Raw genomic sequence first — 19,113 nt, forward strand, 5'->3', positions numbered from 1 at the left:
CCGTGTTGCATCGTCTGGTGTCGCTGAGACTGTTCTGCGGAACATTCCAGCTGACAATCCCACCCTTTATTCCTGAGAGAGAGCTCATGAAAATTCACGAGTACCAAGGCAAGGAAATCTTGCGTCAATTTGGTGTGCCAGTGCCACGCGGCATTGCAGCGTTCACCGTTCAAGAAGCGGTGGAAGCCGCACAAAAACTCGGCGGCCCGGTTTGGGTTGTCAAGGCTCAGATCCACGCAGGTGGACGCGGCAAGGGCGGCGGTGTCAAGTTGGCGCGCTCCATTGACGACGTGAAAAAACTCGCTGGTGAAATTCTGGGTATGCAACTGGTCACACACCAAACTGGCCCAGAAGGCCAAAAGGTACGCCGCTTGCTGATTGAAGATGGCGCAGACATCAAAAAAGAATACTACGTGTCTGCAGTGACTGACCGGGCTTCACAGCGTGTGGCCATGATCGTCTCCAGCGAAGGGGGCATGGACATTGAAGAAGTGGCGCATTCCACGCCTGAAAAAATCATCACCGAGATTGTTGATCCAGCGACCGGCTTGACAGAAGCACAAGCCACCAAACTGGCCAACGCGATTGGCGTACCCGAAGGCTCTACAGCACAAGCGGTGGATGTCCTGCAAAAGGTTTACAAGGTTTACATGGAAACCGATGCAGCCTTGGTGGAAATCAATCCGATGATTCTCGAAGGCAACGGCAACATCAAAGCCATTGATGCCAAGTTCAACTTTGACTCCAACGCGCTTTACCGTCACCCAGAGATCGTGGCTTACCGCGATCTGGATGAAGAAGACCCGGCAGAAGTTGAAGCCAGCAAATTTGATCTGGCCTACATCAGCTTGGACGGCAACATTGGCTGCCTGGTGAACGGTGCAGGTTTGGCCATGGCCACCATGGACACCATCAAGTTGTTTGGCGCTGAGCCGGCCAACTTCCTGGACGTGGGCGGTGGCGCCACTCCTGAAAAGGTCACGGAAGCCTTCAAGATCATGTTGAAGAACCCCAAGGTCAAGGCCATTCTGGTCAACATCTTTGGCGGCATCATGAAGTGCGACACCATTGCCACTGGCGTGATCACCGCCTGCAAGGCGACCAACCTGAATGTGCCACTAGTGGTGCGCATGAAAGGTACCAACGAGGAATTGGGCAAGAAAATGCTGGCCGAAAGCGGTCTGCCCATCATTTCCGTGGACACCATGGCAGAGGCTGCACAAGCCGCTGTCAAGGCAGTAGCCAAGTAATTTGCCGGGCAGAACCACGTTGCGCGGTGTTCTGCTCCCTACTGATTAGGAAAAAACATGTCGATCTACATCAATAAAGACACCAAGGTCATCACCCAAGGTATCACCGGCAAAACTGGCCAGTTCCATACGGAAAAATGCCAGGAATACGCCAACGGCAAGAACTGCTTTGTGGCGGGTGTGAACCCCAAGAAGGCGGGCGAGTCGATTTTCAACATCCCAATTTACGCCTCAGTCAAAGAAGCTGCTTCTGAAACCGGTGCCACTGTCAGCGTGATCTATGTGCCACCCGCAGGTGCAGCAGCAGCCATCTGGGAAGCTGTTGAAGCCGACCTGGATCTGGCGATTTGTATCACCGAAGGTATCCCGGTTCGTGACATGCTGGAAGTGCGTAACCGCATGAAGGCCAAGGAAGCCGCTGGCGGCAAGAAAACTTTGTTGCTCGGGCCCAATTGCCCCGGTTTGATCACCCCGGACGAAATCAAGATCGGCATCATGCCTGGTCACATTCACCGCAAGGGTCGCATTGGTGTGGTCAGCCGCTCTGGCACGTTGACTTATGAAGCCGTGGCGCAACTGACTGAAATTGGTTTGGGCCAATCCAGCGCTGTCGGTATTGGTGGTGACCCCATCAATGGCTTGAAGCACATTGATGTGATGAAGGCTTTTAACGACGATCCTGATACGGATGCAGTCATCATGATTGGTGAAATTGGCGGCCCGGATGAAGCTGAAGCAGCCCGTTGGTGCAAACTCAACATGAAGAAACCTATCGTTGGCTTTATTGCTGGTGTAACTGCACCTGCTGGCAAACGTATGGGCCACGCCGGTGCCTTGATCTCTGGTGGCGCGGACACGGCTGAAGCCAAGCTCGCTGTGATGGAAGAATGCGGCTTCAAAGTGACGCGTAATCCTTCTGAAATGGCCAAGTTGCTCAAAGCCATGCTTTGATCGGAGATCGTGATGAACACTGCATTACATATGCAGTGTCATGCAAAGCCGGATGCCCATCTGATGGACAATCCGGCTTTTTTGTTTATGGCAAGACCATGCCATCATTACAGAAACTGAATTGGAACAATTTTTAACTCTGTATTTTTGGCTGACCGTTAGGTAAATTAACCTGATTGGCATTCAGCCAGGCTGGATTACAGGCATCATGGCGCGCAGTGCTCCGGCCTTTATCGCATGGTTGCCTTAGCAGGGAGCTTGGCAGTACATTTTCGGGATAGTAAGAGCGCTGCTGGTGTGGTTGACCGGTACCTACTTGGGCCGTCAGGCACAAAAACAGGGGGTGGTGTACTTTTGATATCCGGTTTTAAGGTGTAGAAGGATGTCAAAATTGATCAGAAACGATGGTGTTAATGGCTAAATCAAATTCACTTTTTCGCTCTGATGCGTTTGCTGCCTTGTTGCTGGTGGCTGCGGTGGTGATGTTGCATATTTCAACCGATGCGATTAGTACCCTTGAGCGGCGCTTTTACGATTTTGCAAGCACCAGTACGTCACGGCAGCCTTCCAATCAGATTGCAGTAATTGCCATAGACGATCAAAGTATTGCCAACATTGGACGCTGGCCTTGGTCGCGTGACGTTCATGCCAAATTGATTGATCAATTGGCACAGGCTAAAGCCAAAACCATCGTGCATACGGCATTTTTCTTTGAGCCTCAGGTGGATCGTGGCCTAGGTTTTATTCGCCAGATGAAAGAGTTGCTTCTGTCAGAAGATGTTGCACTGGACTCAACAGAGAGCCATCGCCAATTGACCGGGGTGATCGCCAAGGCTGAATCTGAGCTAGATACCGATGGGCAACTTGCTCGCAGCTTCAAAGCCGCTGGCAATGTCATTATTCCATCTGTGTTTACGCTAGGCCATCCACAGGGTCGGCCCGATGTTGCACTACCAGACTTTGCTGCGGCTAGTACGATCGAAGAAAGTCAGGGGTTTTCACTTCCAGCAAGCAAAGGCCAATGGCCTATGGCCAGTCTCGGTTCTGCAGCCGCTGGTGTGGGACACCTTAATCAATTGCAGGATGTGGACGGTGCCGTACGACAAGAGCCCTTGCTGATCAATTATTATGGTCATGCGGTGCCATCCATGGCGTTGCTGGCAGCGCTTAATAGCTTGAACCTGAACACCTCGGACATCAAGCTGATACCGGGTGAGTCTGTTCAGATCGGGCAATTACGCATCAAAACGGATACTTCTGCCCTTATGCTGCCCCAGTTTTACCCAGGGCGTGATGGCAAACCTGCTTTTGCCGTGGATTCTTTTTATGACGTGCTTACTGGCAAGATACCCGCATCCAAATATGCGGGCAAAGTGGTGGTGATTGGTGCCACCGCAGCAGGAGTGGGTACGCAGTTTCCGGTGCCAGGCAATCCGTCGCTGTCTCCAGCTGAAACCATTGCCCATATCACCTCAAGTATTCTTCAGGAACACTTTATTGTTCAGCCTTCGTGGGGTGTCTGGGTGGGGCCTCTGGTGTTGGCCATAGTGAGTTTGTATCTTATTTTTGCAATGCCTATGCTTTCAGCAGGAATGTCCGCTGCATCCACCAGTGTGTTGTTTCTGGCATTGCTGTTGACCGAATTTGGCTTGTTGTCGGGTCAGGCAATCTGGATTCCATTGGTATTTCCGGCCGCGTTGTTGCTGCTTGGACATCTTGCCTTAACCACCAAGCGTTTTTTGTTCACTGAGGCAGGCAAGATCAAGGCGGATGAGGAGTCTGCTGAAACCAACCGCATGATGGGTTTGGCACTGCAGGGACAAGGACAGCTTGACATGGCATTTGATCGTTTTCGCCGTGTGCCTCTGGGTCCAGATGTCATGGACAACCTCTACAACTTGGCACTTGACTTTGAACGCAAACGCCAATTCAACAAAGCCCAAGCAGTCTATGAACACATGGCCAGTTTTAATGCCGGATTCAAAGACCTGAAAGTTAAGCTCAACCGGGCCAAAAATTTATCAGAAACGGTGATGCTGGGTGGATCAAGTGGGCATCCTGGTGGCACCATGGTATTGGCAGAAGGTGCCGTAGAAAAACCCATGTTGGGCCGCTACCAAGTTGAAAAAGAGCTTGGTAAAGGGGCTATGGGTGTGGTGTATCTTGGCAAAGACCCCAAAATTGGTCGTGTTGTAGCCATCAAAACCTTGGCCTTGAGTAGTGAGTTTGAGGGTGATGATCTGGTGGATGCCAGGCAGCGGTTTTTCCGGGAGGCAGAAACTGCAGGCCGACTGCAGCATCAGAACATTGTGACCATTTTTGATGCTGGAGAAGAGCACGATCTGGCTTATATTGCCATGGAGTTCCTCAAAGGCAAAGACTTGACAGAGTTTGCCAAGCCAGGGCACTTATTGGCGGTTCCCGTGGTGGTATCAATTGTGGCGCGGGTCGCACAAGCGCTGGCATATGCGCACCGCCAGCATGTGGTTCACCGTGACATCAAACCGGCAAATATCATGTATGAAGTGGCGACAGATACCGTCAAGGTGACTGATTTTGGTATTGCCCGGATCACAGACTCCAGCAAAACAAAAACAGGATTGGTGCTGGGCACCCCCAGTTTTATGTCACCGGAACAATTGGCTGGCAAAAAAGTGGATGGCCGATCAGACTTGTATTCGCTGGGGGTCATGTTGTTTCAATTGCTTACTGGTGTACTACCGTTCCGTGGCGAATCAATGACAGAGCTGATGTACAAAATTGCGAACGAAGAAGCCCCTAGCCTGCAGACGATCCGCGCTGGTTTACCAACCTCGCTGGCTGCTGTCGTACAGCGTGCTTTGACAAAAAACCCTCAACTTCGGTATGCAGATGGCGAGGAGATGGCGCGAGATTTGAATGCCACGCTATCGGCAATGTCGCCAAATGGTATGTCGATGTTGAACCAACCTGAGAACAAAATTGTTTCAACAGATACAGGGTTCGAAAAGACGCAAACCTTTGCGGCCACGGAACCCCTGTCGGCCACCTCATTTGAAAAGACGGATTTTTTGTCGACCACAGTGACTGCGCCGAAAGACATGAAAAATCGACCGCCAGATCTGGAAATTTAATTCATCCACTTTATGAAATACCAATTTTTTGCACTCACAGATCAAGGGCGTGTACGCAATAACAACGAGGATTCAGCCAGCTTCGACGAACCCCATCGCGTGGCCGTTTTGGCTGATGGCATGGGGGGGTACAACGCTGGTGAGGTGGCCAGTGGCATGGCCACCGTGTTTATGCAGTCTGAATTAGTACGCTGGTTGTCTTCTGGCGCACAAAATGCTGATGCGGAGAAAATTGGGAAAGCTATCGATATTTGCGCCCGCAAAGTCAACCAATCGATCCTGCAGGCAGCTGTATCCAATCCACAGTATGCAGGCATGGGCACCACACTGGTGGTTGGAGTTTTTCAAGAGGCCAGCCTAACACTCGGGCATGTGGGTGATTCACGTTGTTACAGATACCGAGCCAATCAACTGGTGCAACTTACCAAAGACCACTCCATGCTCCAAGAACAGGTGGATGCTGGATTGTTGACACCCGAGCAGGCGGAAATTGCCCCTGGAAAAAATTTGTTGACACGCGCATTAGGTGCCGAAGATGATTTGAGGATCGACGTAGGCACTTACTTGGTTGAAGCCGACGACATTTACCTGATGTGTTCGGATGGCCTCACGGACATGGTCCAAGAAGAAGACATTGCGAATATCTTGAAAATTGGTACATCACTTGAATCGTTGGCCACAGAACTCATCAAAGCAGCCAATGCCAGTGGTGGACGCGATAACATAGCCGTGCTTCTGATAAAAGCCCAGGCTCCAGCAGTGCCTGCGGGGCTCATGTCATCTTGGTTTGGCCGCTCGAAGCATTAGTGGACATGATGGATACAAGTTTTATTTTTTCTAAATGCAGGAGGCGATCATGCCAAAGGTAATTGTCACGATCGATGATGTTGTGATCAAGGAAGTTCCGCTGACCAAAGATCAAACCACAGTCGGACGGCGACCTTACAACGACATTGTGATCGATAACCTGGCTGTCAGTGGTGAGCATGCTATTTTGAGAATGCTTGCCGGACAGGTTTCAGTGGAAGACTTGAACAGCACCAATGGGACGTTTGTCAATGGCAAAGCTGTCAAAAAACAGACACTCATCCATGGCGATGTATTGGAACTTGGTAAATACAAACTCAAGTTTGAAAATCACCCGGTAGCCGATGATTTTGAAAAAACCATGTTGGTCAAAGCACGCCCATCTGCGGTTCCACCCTCCCCGCCTCCAGCTCCAGTGGTGGACATTCATGGCGCTATCAAGGTTGTGTCAGGTCCAGCGGCTGGTCGGGAAATGGCCCTCACCAAGGTAGTGACCACGATTGGCAAGCCTGGTGTCGCGGTGGCAGCGATTACCCGCAGGCAACACCATTTCCAGATTTGTCATGTCGAAGGAGGGGCTCAACCGACACTCAATGGGGTCATGGTGGGTACTGAGCCAGTGGTACTTAATTCCGGCGATCAAATTGTGTTGGCTGGTACACACATGCAGTTTATTCAGTCATGATTTCTGGCTGACTTGAGCATAGGCTTTTATTGACGCAGCCCATGTCCTTTCTGATTCGACACTGGCAGCGTCTGCTGTTGTCACTGGTTCCGTTGCTGTTGGCGCTACTGCATAGTTTGGGTATTTGGCAAATTGATGTATTGGATCGCCTGGATGCCATGGTCTATGACGCACGTTTACGTGCCACCATGCCCAATACGCTGGATACACGCATTGTCATCGTTGATGTAGATGAAAAAAGCCTGGCTGAATTGGGGCGTTGGCCTTGGTCCCGCAACAAAATGGCAGCATTGACACAATCCCTGTTTGATCAGTATCAAATTTCCCTGCTTGGTTTTGACGTTGTGTTTGCTGAGGCAGATGTCAGCTCGGGCCTGAACCAACTTCAAGCCCTGGCGCAGCAAGCACTGAGTCATGATGCTGGTTTTTTGACGCACTTGGCACAACTCACACCGTCCTTGGATTATGACGCTGTGTTTGCCAAGTCATTGGCTGACCGGCCTGTGGTTTTAGGCTATTATTTTTCCAGTGAGCAGCAGGGGCGAACCAATGGGGTGCTACCAGCACCCGTGATGAGCGCACAGGATGTGTTCAACCGCAATGTACCCATGCTGGATTGGAGTGGTTACGGAGCCAATATCGCGCCGTTGGCACAAGCGGCCCCCTTGGCTGGTTTTTTTAACTCTCGCACTGACACTGACGGTGTCGTGCGAACCCTGCCGTTGCTTGTCCGGTATGAGGGTCAATACTATGAGTCCCTCACCCTTGCCATGTTTCGTCGCTTGATCGGTATGCCGCAAGTGACACCAGGGTGGTCTTCTGACCTGCGGCAGACGGAGAAAAATGCGGAGTTACAAAGTGTGGTACTTAAGTGGCCAGACAAATCATTCACGATTCCGTTGGATTCAACAGGTGGGTTGTTGATACCTTTTCGTGGAAAAGGTGGCCCCCAAGGGGGGTCTTTCAATTATTTGTCTGCTAGCGATGTACTGTCCGGGCGGGTACCTGTGGCGCAATTACGCGGAAAAATTGCGCTACTGGGTACCACGGCTCCTGGGATTGTGGATTTGCGTGCAACACCGGTTAATGCCACCTATCCTGGCATTGAAGTGCAGGCCAATGCGTTGGCCAGTTTATTGGATCGGCGGTTTTTGATCAAACCAGCACATTCAAAAGGCTATGAGGCGTTGCTGATCATCTTCGTTGGTCTGATGTTGACTCTTTCTTTGCCCATGCTTCGTGCTCCTGTTGCTGTAGCGCTGAGTCTGGGGGTGTTAGTTGTCCTTGGGGGTATCCATTGGTGGCTGTATCAGGCACACAGCGTGGTCATGGGTCTGGCATCTGTGTGGTTGATGGCTGCAGCTATTTTTATATTGAATGTGGGGTATGGCTACCTCGTGGCTTCACGTTCACGTCGGGACCTGATCGCCTTGTTCGGTACCTACGTACCGCCGGAAGTTGTGCGCGAGATGGTCAAAGATCCAGACAACTACAGCATGCGCGCCAGAAGCGATGAACTCACCGTGATGTTCTGTGACATGCGGGGTTTTACCGAAATGTCTGAAAAACTCGCACCACTGCAACTGCAGCAGTTGCTCAACCACGTCTTCAGCGAATTGACACAAGTGATTGGAGCCAACCGCGGTACGGTGGACAAATACATGGGGGACTGTGTCATGGCGTTTTGGGGCGCTCCTATCGTTTCACCAATGCATGCTCAATTGGCGGTCAAAGCAGCCGTTGAAATGACCCAGGCACTTAGCCGCATCAATCAGGCCTACAAAGCAGGTGAGTTTTCACACATCCATTTCAACATTGGATGGGGTATTGGCATCAATACCGGGCAAATGTATGTGGGTGATATGGGTTCCAACATCCGACGCAGTTACACCGTGATTGGTGATGCTGTCAACATCGGTTCCCGGCTGGAAGGCTTGTGCAAGGTGTATGGTGTCAGCACGGTGGTGAGTGAGTCTACGCGGATATTGGCCAGTAATTTTGTCTGGCAAGAGCTTGATTTGGTGCGTGTCAAAGGCAAGCAGCAAGTCATTGCCATCTTTACACCGTTGGCGGCAGTGGGTCAGCTTGAAGCCAAGAAAGCTCGGGAGTTGGCCGTTTGGGACGCTTTTTTGACGGCTTACCGTGAACAAGATCATGATGAAGCGACCACGTTGATCGCCCAACTTTTGCATATCGACAATACCAAGTTGCTCTACCAACTGTATGCACAACGCGTAGATGTCCAACGCCAGCACCCCAAGATTCCCGGTTGGGATGGTGCCACCAATTTTGAGACCAAGTAATCATGACCATAGGCATCAAGTTTCACAGCGGCGAACGTTCCGGCATGACTTTCGAAGCCCTTTTTTACAAGCAGTTGCAGCATGTGACGGCCCGCATTCATGAAACCGTCAACATCGAGCAGATCATGCTGGAGGCCAGCCAAGACATCTGCAAACTCTTTAACTCTGACCGTTTGACTCTGTATGTGGTGAATGATGACCACACAGCCATTGTTTCGAAAGTTAAAACCGGCCTCAACAGCAGCCGTGATCTCAAGCTGCCCATCACCCCGCAAAGTATTGCCGGTTATGTGGCGTTCAGTCACAAGCTGCTTAATCTACCCGATGTATACGACGACGAAGCCCTGAAGAAGATCCACCCTTCGTTAACTTTCTTGAAAGAGGTAGACAAGCGCTCTGGCTATCGCACCAAACAAATGCTGGTCGCCCCCATCATGGATGGACCAATCTTGTACGGTGTACTTCAAGTCATCAACAACAAGAGTGACCAAACCTTTGGCGAGCTTGAAGTCGAGGGTGTATCACAACTCAGCAAAACACTTGCCACCGCCATACGGCATCGCATACATGAGGCTGAAGAGAGCGTACGACGCATGGTCACCAAGTATGATGGCCTGGTTTCAGACGGTGTCATGACAGCGGATGAACTACAAAAGTGTCTGCAAGAAGCTCGCACAGAAGGTTTTCCGGCAGAAAAAGTGCTGCTGACCCATTACAAAGTACGTCCGGCTCAAATTGGTGCTTCATTGGCCAAGTTTTTCGGTGTGCCATATGAGCCGTTCTCACCTGGACACATTCGTGCCGAGATGCTGCATGGGTCACTCAAGCGGGAGTTCATTGAAGAGCAGGGATGGGTGCCACTGGAAGAGTCTCCAGCGGGTCTCGTCATCATGTGCCTGGATCCTGAGGCCGTGCGTAGTTCACGCATCGTGCAACAGGTTTTCTCCAAAACCAGCAAATTTGTCTACCGTGTGACCACCCATGCTGAATTTCATGACACCCTGGGGCAAATATTTGGGGTACAGGCCACGGGCGGTAGCATTGATGAAATGCTGGCCGACATGGATAGCTCGCCAATGGACGATGGCAGCAACGATGACTCGCTGGAGTCGGCAGCTGCAGATAACGAGCTGGTGAAATTTGTCAACAAAGTCATTATGGATGCTTACCACCAAGGAGCATCAGACATTCACATTGAGCCGATGCCGGGCAAACTCAAAACCGGTATCCGTTTCCGCATTGATGGCTCCTTGCAACCCTATATTGAAGTGCCGGCACATTTCCGTCAAGCCATGGTCACGCGCCTGAAAATCATGTGTGACCTGGATATTTCCGAGCGCCGAAAACCACAAGACGGCAAAATCAAATTCAAAAAATACGGCCCTATTGACATCGAACTGCGGGTGGCCACCATTCCATCGGCAGGTGGAGTGGAAGATGTGGTGATGCGGATTCTGGCGGCGGGTGAACCAATCCCTCTTGATAAGCTTGGACTGACGCCGCACAACAAAGCCAGGGTGATCCAGACCATTGAAAAACCCTACGGCTTGTTTTATGTGTGCGGTCCTACCGGTTCGGGCAAAACCACCACACTGCACAGCATTTTGAAGCACCTCAACACCCCGGACACCAAAATATGGACCGCGGAAGATCCGGTGGAAATCACCCAAAAGGGCCTGCGCCAAGTGCAGATCAATAAAAAAGCCGGCATTGACTTTGCCCTCGTGATGCGGGCATTTTTGCGTGCTGACCCCGACATCATCATGGTGGGTGAGTCACGCGACCATGAAACGGTGGCCATGGGTGTTGAAGCTTCGCTAACAGGTCACTTGGTGTTTTCTACCTTACACACCAACTCAGCGCCTGAGTCCATCACCCGCTTACTGGACATGGGCATGGACCCCTTCAATTTTGCCGATGCCCTGCTGGGTATTCTGGCGCAACGTCTGGCCAAAAAATTGTGTGTATGCAAAGAGTCTTACGTACCAGATGCTGAAGAGCTCAAGCTGTTTGCCACAGAGTATGTGGAGGAACTGCGCCACTCAGCCAGCTGGAAGGCTGATTACCAGGGTGAAATGATCAAATTGCTGAGCCGTTGGAAACAGGAATTTTCCGAGGATGGAGTCATCAAGTTTTACCGCCATAAAGGGTGTGAAAAATGTGGCCAGACTGGCTACAAGGGTCGCGTTGGCCTGCATGAACTATTGATCGCCAACGACGGCATCAAAAAACTTATCCAGGAGCGTGCACGGGTGGCTGAAATCTTTGCCGCTGCGGTCGAAGGCGGCATGCGTACCCTCAAAATGGACGGTATGGAAAAAGTCATGATGGGCTTGACTGACCTGAAAATGGTCAGATCCGTCTGTATCAAATAAGCCTATGACCTGCACGCCCTTTTGTTTATGTCTCCAACGCCGTGGTTTCCTTCAAACCTCCGGCATCTTGCTGCTTGCGCCAACCGCTGGTCTGGCGCAAACCACTTCACGCGAAGGCGTGAATGTGGGGGGCAATTCAATCTTCACACAACTGGTCTCGGCGGACACCATTGAACAATCTGCGGCACAGCAGTATGCGCAAATGTTGCAGCAAGCTGCCAGCAAGAACGCACTGGGTGGCCCAGACCATCCACAGGTTCGGCGACTGCGCGCAATCGCCAAAAAAATCATTCCGCATGCTTTGGCATGGAACCCGCGTGCCAGAAATTGGCATTGGGAAGTGAACTTGATTGGCAGCAAACAAATCAATGCATTTTGTATGCCCGGGGGAAAAATTGCTTTTTACTCAGGCATTTTGGAGCAACTCAAACTGACCGACGATGAAGTGGCGACTGTCATGGGACATGAGATCGCCCATGCGCTGCGTGAACATGCCCGTGAGCGTATGGGCAAAAATGCGGCAACCGGCATCGGTGCCAACTTGCTCAGCAGCGTACTGGGGTTGGGTCAGCTGGGGCAAACCGTGACCAGTTACGGAACGCAGTTGCTGACCTTGCAATTCAGTCGTAGTGATGAGTCCGAGGCCGATCTGGTAGGAATGGAACTGGCCGCCCGTGCCGGGTTTGACCCGCGTGCCGGGGTGAGCTTGTGGCAAAAAATGGCCGCAGCCAACAAAGGTGCTCCGCCACAGTGGTTGTCCACCCACCCCTCTGGCAACACCCGGATTGCGGACATTCAGGCCAATTTACCCAAAGTGTTGCCTTTGTACCAGCGTGCAGGTGTTGAGCCGCTCCGGTGACAGGCCATCACATTGGTGTTGGCTGCATTACTCGGTTTCCCGCTTCTTCCATTCCAAGGCGCGCTCATACAAGGCGTTACGTGGCTCGCCAGTGATGTCTGCAGCCAGCTTCACCGCTGTTTTGAGTGGTAGCTCGGCCAACAACAATTGCAACACCCGGGTATCTGCCCCGTCAGACGGGGTGACCAGTGCAGGGTGCAAGACCAGTGCAAACTCACCCCGCAAGCGGTTGGCATCCTCAGCCAGCCAGCCCGGTAAATCCTGCGCTGCCAAGGTAGCAATCTCTTCAAACTGTTTGGTCAGCTCTCGCCCCACCGTGAGTTGGCGTGGTCCTAATGCAGACAGCGCGTCAGCCAACGCCTCCATGCGGTGTGGTGCCTCCAGCAGCACCACCGCGCGGGGCTCCTGACTCAGGGCGGTCACCGCCACCCGGCGCTCGGTGGTTTTGCTGGATAAAAAGCCAATAAACACAAATTCACCATGCTGATGGGCATCCGGTGCAATACCAGCGGCACTCAACACCGTGATGACACTGCTGGCCCCTGGCAATGGCACCACAGGCAGTCGGGCTTGGCGCACCTCCAGCACCAGCCGCGCGCCGGGGTCACTGATGGCCGGTGTACCCGCATCACTCACATAAGCGACACGTGCACCCTGCTGCAAGCGCTCAATCACAGTTTGTGCAGCCTGCATTTCATTGTGTTGGTGAACCGCTAACAACTGTGCAGGAGCCTTGTCAATGCCATAGGCACGTAACATAGCCTGGGTATGCCGGGTGTCTTCACAGGCCACCACATCCGCCAATTGCAGCACATGCAGTGCCCGCAGGCTGATGTCGGCCAGATTGCCAATGGGAGTAGCCACCACAAACAGGGTGCCCGGCCGATAATTCTGGCTACCCGCCGCATCAGAAGCGGCACGCAGCGCCGTGGCATAAGTGGCGGCAACCGACAAGACAGGGTGTGACATCAATGTTTATTCCTCAAGCAAAAAAGCAGGCCAACCAGCCCACCACCAAACAGGTGGGCGACGCAGCAGAAGACGCAGCGTTGGCACACCTGCAACACGCAGGTCTACGCTTACTTGTGCGCAATTATCGAACCCCCGGGCGAGGCGGTGGCGAAATTGACCTGATCATGCGTACGCCGGATGGCACCTGTGTGTTTGTCGAAGTGCGCCAGCGCAAAACAGCCAGCCATGGTGGTGCCGCCGCCAGTGTGGGTGCGCTCAAACAGCGACGCATCGTGTTGGCCGCACGCCACTACCTGATGCGTTTGAGCAGCCTTCCACCCTGCCGTTTTGATGTGGTTACGGTGGAATTTGGCACGATCACCTGGTTGAAGGCTGCATTTGAGGCAAGCTAAAGCAGCTTGGGACAAAAACCATGCGCTTTTGAGGCCACATCCCGCACTTAAGCATGGGTTCAGCTTGTCGCGGGTATCATCACGGCCATGCTGGAACAACGAATTCAACAACATTTCATCGACAGTGCCGACCTCAAATACCATGCGGCGCCCTTGCTGAGCAAACCTATTGCCGATGCGGTACAGGCCTTGCTGGCCTGCGTCACCAGTGGCGGCAAAGTGCTGAGCTGCGGTAATGGCGGCTCGGCCGCCGATGCGCAACACTTTTCAGCCGAATTTGTCGGTCGTTTTGAGCGTGAACGCCCTGAACTGGCAGCCATTGCCCTGACCACCGACAGTTCGATCCTGACGGCCATTGCCAATGATTACGACTTCAACGTGGTGTTCTCGCGTCAGGTGCGTGCACTGGGGCAACCCGGTGACGTGCTGCTGGCCATTTCCACCAGCGGCAATTCGGCCAATGTGCTGGCCGCCATTGAAGCCGCCCACGAGCGTGACATGGTGGTGATTGGACTGAGTGGCCGTGGTGGCGGCAAAATGAACCAGGCACTGCGTGACACCGATGTCCATATTTCGGTGCCCCATGACCGTACTGCCCGAGTGCAGGAAGTGCATTTGCTCACGCTGCACTGCTTGTGTGACGCGGTAGATGCATTGTTACTAGGCGATCAGGAAACTTCACTATGACCCCAACCTCCCTTCATTTCAGTCCCCAACGGCTATTGACCACCTTGACGCTGGCCATCACATTGGGCAGCAGTCTGACCGCCTGTTTCCCTGTGGTGATGGGTGGGGCCATGTTGGGTGGCGGACTGGTAGCCACCGACCGGCGTACCTCGGGCACCCAACTGGAAGACGAAGGTATTGAGCTGCGTGCGGCCAGCCGTGTTCGCGAAAATCTGGGGGATCGGGTACATGTCAATGTCAACAGCTACAACCGGCGCGTGTTGCTATCGGGTGAAGTTCCCAGCGAGCAAGACAAACAGTTGGTAGAGCAAGTGGTCTCACGTGTTGAGAATGTGCAACTGGTGGTCAACGAGCTGGCGGTATTGGGCAACGCCACCTTGACACAGCGATCCTCCGACACGTTGGTCACCGGCAAGGTCAAAGCTGGTTTAGTGGATGCGAAAGACCTGTTTTCCAACTCGTTCAAGGTGATCACCGAGCGGGGTATCGTTTACCTGATGGGCCGCGTGACCCAGCGTGAAGCAGACCGCGCCACCGACATTACCCGCACAACAAGTGGTGTGCAAAAGGTCGTGCGGGTGTTTGAAATCATTTCCGAGGACGAGTTGCGCAACATGCTGCCCCAACCTGCTCCCGAAGCCAAAGCGACACCGGTCAAGTAGTCGCTATCTCCCAAAAGCTCACCTTGCCCCGTTCAGCTAGAGCGGCCAGGGTTTAACCCGGAACACCACAGAACCAGCTTTGCCGGTCTGCCGGTGTGGCCCCCTTGAGGGGAGGGTGCGGCACAGGTGGTTCTACTTCAAGCGTTTGATCAGGCTGGAAGTGTCCCAACGGCGGCCGCCCATTTGCTGGATATCGGCATAAAACTGGTCGATCAGAGCCGTCGCGGGCAAGCGGGCACCATTGCGCTTGGCTTCATCCAGCACCAGCCCCAGGTCTTTGCGCATCCAGTCCACAGCAAAGCCAAAATCAAACTTGCCATCCACCATGGTTTTACCGCGGTTGTCCATTTGCCAGCTTTGCGCCGCACCCTTGCCAATCACATCCAGCACCAGGGGCATGTCCAGCCCGGCCTTGTCGCCAAAGGCAATCGCCTCGGCCAAACCCTGCACCAGACCGGCAATACAAATCTGGTTGACCATTTTGGCCAGTTGTCCGGCCCCGCTGTCGCCCAGGTAGGTAAACGCTTTGGAAAATGCCATAGCCACCGGTTTGGCCACCTCAAATGCGGCCAGATCCCCGCCACACATCACCGTCAGTGCACCGTTTTGGGCACCTGCCTGACCACCAGAGACGGGTGCGTCGACAAAATTCAGGCCGCGAGCCTTGGCTAAGGCATACAGTTCACGCGCCACATTGGCCGATGCCGTGGTGTGGTCTACCAATACCGCCCCAGGTGCCATACCGGCAAAAGCGCCGTCCTCACCCAACACCACGCTGCGCAAATCGTCATCATTGCCGACGCAGCAAAACACCAGCTCCGCACCTTGCACAGCCAGACGGGGTGTGGCGGCATGATTTAAAGTGTCATTTTGGCCTGTAGTTCCCGTATATTCTGCACACCAAGCTATTGATTTTGAAGCAGTCCGGTTGTAGACCGTGACTTGGTGCCCGGCACGTGCCAGGTGCCCAGCCATGGGGTAACCCATCACCCCCAAGCCCAAAAAGGCGACGCGGCGGGATGGGGTGGAGTCGTAGGTACGAGTGTTCATGAGTTGGGTCGTATTTGAAAAAAGGGGGGGTGATGACCTTCAGGTCATCACACGATGGTCAGGTTTTCGGTACCAGCGGCCAGATCCTGGCGTTTGCTGCGCTGGCTGTTGAGCTTGATTTGCAGGCGTAAATCGTTCACGGAGTCGGCGTTGCGCAGGGCATCTTCATAGGTGATCAGGTTGGCCTCATAGGCATCAAACAGCGCCTGGTCAAAGGTCTGCATGCCCATGTTGCGGCTTTTTTTCATGACTTCCTTGATTTCAGCCACTTCACCCTTGAAGATCAGATCTGAAATCAGGGGTGAGTTGAGCATGATTTCAACCATCGCCACCCGCCCTTTGCCATCCTGTTTCGGCAGCAACCGTTGCGACACCAGCGCCCGCAAGTTCAGCGACAAATCCATCAACAATTGCGCCCGGCGCTCTTCGGGAAAGAAGTTGATGATACGGTCCAGCGCCTGATTGGCACTGTTGGCATGTAACGTGGCCAGACACATGTGGCCGGTCTCGGCAAAAGACACGGCATGCTCCATGGTTTCGCGGTCACGAATCTCGCCCATCAAAATCACATCGGGGGCCTGGCGCAAGGTGTTTTTCAGTGCTGCGCCCCAGCTGTCGGTGTCAATACCCACTTCGCGCTGGGTAACGACGCAATTTTTGTGGGCGTGGACAAATTCAATCGGGTCTTCAATGGTGATGATGTGACCAAAGGTGGACTCATTACGCCAGTCCACCAAGGCAGCCAAAGAAGTCGACTTGCCCGAACCGGTGGCCCCCACCATGATGCACAACCCGCGTTTGCTGTTCACCACCTCTTTCAGCACGGGCGGCAATTTCAAGCCGTCAATGGTCGGCAACGTGCTTGGAATGGTTCGCAGCACCATGCCCACTTTGCTCTGTTGCATGAAGGCATTCACACGAAAACGCCCCAGACCAGGGGGAGCAATGGCAAAGTTGCATTCCTTGGTGCGCTCGAATTCGGCCACCTGCTTGTCGTTCATGATCGAGCGGGCCAGGGCGATGGTGTGGGTACTGTTGAGCGGCTGGGGCGACACTTTGGTCACCTTGCCATCCACCTTGATGGCGGGCGGGAACTCTGCGGTGATGAACAGGTCGCTGCCGCCGCGCCCAAGCATCAGCTTGAGCAGGTCGGTGATAAAAGTCGTGGCTTGATCGCGTTCCATGAAAACCTTTGAATTTAACCCGGGAAGTTGTCAGGAATTTTGGCTTTGGAGCGTGCTTCGGCCGGACTGATGATGTTGCGCCGCACCAGGTCGGTCAGGTTCTGATCCAGCGTCTGCATACCCACGCTGTTGCCGGTCTGGATGCTGGAATACATCTGCGCCACCTTGGCTTCGCGGATCAGGTTGCGGATGGCACTGGTGCCCAGCATGATCTCGTGCGCCGCCACCCGGCCCTGACCGTCTCTGGTTTTACACAGGGTTTGTGAAATCACCGCCTGCAGCGACTCCGAGAGCATGGCGCGCACCATCTCTTTTTCTTCCGCCGGAAACACGTCAATGATCCGGTCAATCGTCTTGGCCGCGCTGCTGGTGTGCAAGGTGCCAAACACCAGGTGACCGGTTTCCGCAGCCGTCATGGCCAGGCGGATGGTTTCCAGGTCACGCATTTCACCGACCAGAATGCAGTCCGGGTCTTCGCGCAAGGCTGAGCGCAAAGCGGCGGCGAAACTCTGGGTGTGTGGCCCAACCTCACGCTGGTTAACCAGGCATTTTTTGGACTCGTGGACAAATTCAATCGGGTCTTCCACCGTCAGAATGTGGCCAAACTCGGTCTCATTGAGGTAGTTCACCATGGCCGCCAGGGTGGTGGACTTGCCCGAGCCAGTGGGGCCGGTCACCAGCACCAGACCACGCGGTTTCAGGGCCAGCTCGCCAAAAATCTTCGGGCAGTTGAGTTGCTCCAGCGTCAAAATCTTGCTGGGAATCGTTCGGAACACCGCGCCAGCGCCGCGCTGCTGGTTGAACGCATTCACCCGGAAACGCGCCAGCCCGTCAATCTCGAACGAAAAGTCAATCTCCAGAAACTCTTCAAAATGCTTGCGCTGAGAGTCGTTCATGATGTCATACACCATGGCATGCACCTGTTTGTGGTCCAGTGGCTCCACGTTGATGCGCCGCACGTCACCGTGCACCCGGATCATCGGCGGCAACCCGGCGGAGAGGTGCAAGTCGGATGCTTTGTTTTTCACGCTGAAGGCCAGCAGCTGGGTGATATCCACGAATTCCCCTTGGGTTGATGCAATGTTTGTTACGCTCAAGGCTTCACGAGTCTTTACGCAATTATGACCACGATTCAAACCCAGCTCCAGGCGGTGCGCGACCGAATCCATGCGGCCTGTCTGGCTGCGGGCCGCCCTCAAAACAGCGTCCATTTGCTGGCGGTGTCGAAAACTTTTGGCCCGGATGCCGTGCAAGCCGCCTTTGCCGCCGGGCAAACCGCCTTTGGTGAAAACTACATCCAGGAAGCGGTGCAAAAAATCACCGAGCTGCGCCACCTGCCCTTGCAATGGCATTGCATCGGCCCGATCCAGAGCAACAAAACCCGTCTGGTAGCCGAGCACTTTGACTGGGTTCACACGGTGGATCGACTCAAAATTGCCCAGCGCCTGAGCGAGCAGCGCCCATCCAGCTTGCCACCGTTACAGGTGTGTTTGCAGGTGAATATCGATGGCGGCAGCACCAAGTCGGGCGTGGCTCCGGTGGATGCACTGGCCCTGGCGCGCGCGGTTGCCCCATTACCCGGACTGCATTTGCGTGGCCTGATGTGCATCCCCGAACCTGCTGCTGATTTTGTAGCTGCTTGCACAGTATTCAAGAGCGCTAGAGCCCTATTTGATGCCTTAAATGCAGAAGGTCTTGGGCTGGACACCTTGTCGATGGGTATGAGTGCCGATCTGGAAGCCGCCATCACCAGCGGCAGCACGATGGTGCGGGTGGGCTCGGCTATTTTTGGCGGGCGACATTACCCCCAATAGGGCAGAAAC

16 protein-coding genes are annotated in these 19,113 nt (G+C 53.7%); 12 read left to right on the forward strand and 4 right to left on the reverse strand.

The genetic code is table 11. The features are described 5' to 3' along the window. Positions 1-86: 86 nt before the first annotated feature. The 8 genes from sucC to LDN84_RS21395 all read left to right on the forward strand — a co-directional run bounded on the left by sucC (position 87) and on the right by LDN84_RS21395 (position 12,343). Positions 87-1,250: an ADP-forming succinate--CoA ligase subunit beta gene (sucC, locus tag LDN84_RS21360; protein ID WP_223905741.1), complete on the forward strand. Its 1,164-nt coding sequence runs from the start codon at positions 87-89 to the stop codon at positions 1,248-1,250. Between the two features lie 57 nt (positions 1,251-1,307). Continuing rightward, positions 1,308-2,201 (forward strand): succinate--CoA ligase subunit alpha, encoded by an 894-nt coding sequence (gene sucD, locus LDN84_RS21365; protein ID WP_223905743.1) that lies wholly within the window; start codon positions 1,308-1,310, stop codon positions 2,199-2,201. A 413-nt stretch (positions 2,202-2,614) separates the two neighbouring features. Continuing rightward, on the forward strand, positions 2,615-5,314 hold the full coding sequence (locus LDN84_RS21370; protein WP_223905745.1) for a CHASE2 domain-containing serine/threonine-protein kinase: 2,700 nt from the start codon (positions 2,615-2,617) through the stop codon (positions 5,312-5,314). A 12-nt stretch (positions 5,315-5,326) separates the two neighbouring features. Next, positions 5,327-6,121 carry a Stp1/IreP family PP2C-type Ser/Thr phosphatase gene (locus tag LDN84_RS21375; RefSeq protein WP_223905747.1) on the forward strand — a complete coding sequence of 265 codons (795 nt, stop codon included), beginning with the start codon at positions 5,327-5,329 and terminating at the stop codon, positions 6,119-6,121. A gap of 49 nt (positions 6,122-6,170) precedes the next feature. Then, positions 6,171-6,806, forward strand: a complete 636-nt coding sequence (locus LDN84_RS21380; protein ID WP_223905749.1) for an FHA domain-containing protein — start codon at positions 6,171-6,173, stop codon at positions 6,804-6,806. Between the two features lie 41 nt (positions 6,807-6,847). Next, positions 6,848-9,109 carry a CHASE2 domain-containing protein gene (locus LDN84_RS21385; protein ID WP_223905751.1) on the forward strand — a complete coding sequence of 754 codons (2,262 nt, stop codon included), beginning with the start codon at positions 6,848-6,850 and terminating at the stop codon, positions 9,107-9,109. 2 nt (positions 9,110-9,111) lie between these two features. Next, entirely contained in the window at positions 9,112-11,484 is a 2,373-nt protein-coding gene (locus LDN84_RS21390) for an ATPase, T2SS/T4P/T4SS family (protein ID WP_223905753.1), read from the forward strand. Between the two features lie 4 nt (positions 11,485-11,488). After that, a complete protein-coding gene (locus LDN84_RS21395; RefSeq protein ID WP_223905755.1) occupies positions 11,489-12,343 on the forward strand; it encodes a M48 family metallopeptidase in 855 nt (284 codons plus the stop codon). A gap of 27 nt (positions 12,344-12,370) precedes the next feature. On the opposite strand, the gene rsmI is transcribed toward LDN84_RS21395, so the two are convergent. Continuing rightward, a complete protein-coding gene (gene rsmI / locus LDN84_RS21400; protein WP_223905757.1) occupies positions 12,371-13,312 on the reverse strand; it encodes a 16S rRNA (cytidine(1402)-2'-O)-methyltransferase in 942 nt (313 codons plus the stop codon). 2 nt (positions 13,313-13,314) lie between these two features. Between rsmI and LDN84_RS21405 the strand changes: the two genes are divergently transcribed. The 3 genes from LDN84_RS21405 (at position 13,315) to LDN84_RS21415 (ending at position 15,056) form a co-directional block, all read left to right on the forward strand. Beyond that, a complete protein-coding gene (locus LDN84_RS21405; protein ID WP_223905759.1) occupies positions 13,315-13,707 on the forward strand; it encodes a YraN family protein in 393 nt (130 codons plus the stop codon). 87 nt (positions 13,708-13,794) lie between these two features. Beyond that, positions 13,795-14,394 carry a phosphoheptose isomerase gene (locus tag LDN84_RS21410; protein WP_223905761.1) on the forward strand — a complete coding sequence of 200 codons (600 nt, stop codon included), beginning with the start codon at positions 13,795-13,797 and terminating at the stop codon, positions 14,392-14,394. Then, positions 14,391-15,056, forward strand: coding sequence for a BON domain-containing protein (locus LDN84_RS21415; protein WP_223905763.1), 666 nt, complete (start codon positions 14,391-14,393; stop codon positions 15,054-15,056). Before LDN84_RS21410 ends, LDN84_RS21415 begins: the two co-directional genes overlap by 4 nt. A gap of 132 nt (positions 15,057-15,188) precedes the next feature. On the opposite strand, the gene LDN84_RS21420 is transcribed toward LDN84_RS21415, so the two are convergent. Genes LDN84_RS21420 through LDN84_RS21430 form a run of 3 tightly spaced genes read right to left on the reverse strand, consistent with a single transcriptional unit; the run spans position 15,189 to position 18,348 of the window. After that, a complete protein-coding gene (locus tag LDN84_RS21420) occupies positions 15,189-16,106 on the reverse strand; it encodes an NAD(P)-dependent oxidoreductase (protein ID WP_223905765.1) in 918 nt (305 codons plus the stop codon). Positions 16,107-16,153: 47 nt separating this feature from the next. Beyond that, positions 16,154-17,290, reverse strand: a complete 1,137-nt coding sequence (locus LDN84_RS21425) for a PilT/PilU family type 4a pilus ATPase (RefSeq protein WP_223905767.1) — start codon at positions 17,288-17,290, stop codon at positions 16,154-16,156. Positions 17,291-17,304: 14 nt separating this feature from the next. Continuing rightward, positions 17,305-18,348, reverse strand: coding sequence for a type IV pilus twitching motility protein PilT (locus LDN84_RS21430; protein ID WP_223905769.1), 1,044 nt, complete (start codon positions 18,346-18,348; stop codon positions 17,305-17,307). A gap of 63 nt (positions 18,349-18,411) precedes the next feature. Between LDN84_RS21430 and LDN84_RS21435 the strand changes: the two genes are divergently transcribed. Then, on the forward strand, positions 18,412-19,104 hold the full coding sequence (locus tag LDN84_RS21435) for a YggS family pyridoxal phosphate-dependent enzyme (protein WP_223905771.1): 693 nt from the start codon (positions 18,412-18,414) through the stop codon (positions 19,102-19,104). Positions 19,105-19,113 lie beyond the last annotated feature (9 nt).

This window comes from Rhodoferax lithotrophicus (assembly GCF_019973615.1).
Taxonomy (GTDB): Bacteria; Pseudomonadota; Gammaproteobacteria; order Burkholderiales; family Burkholderiaceae_C; genus Rhodoferax; species Rhodoferax lithotrophicus.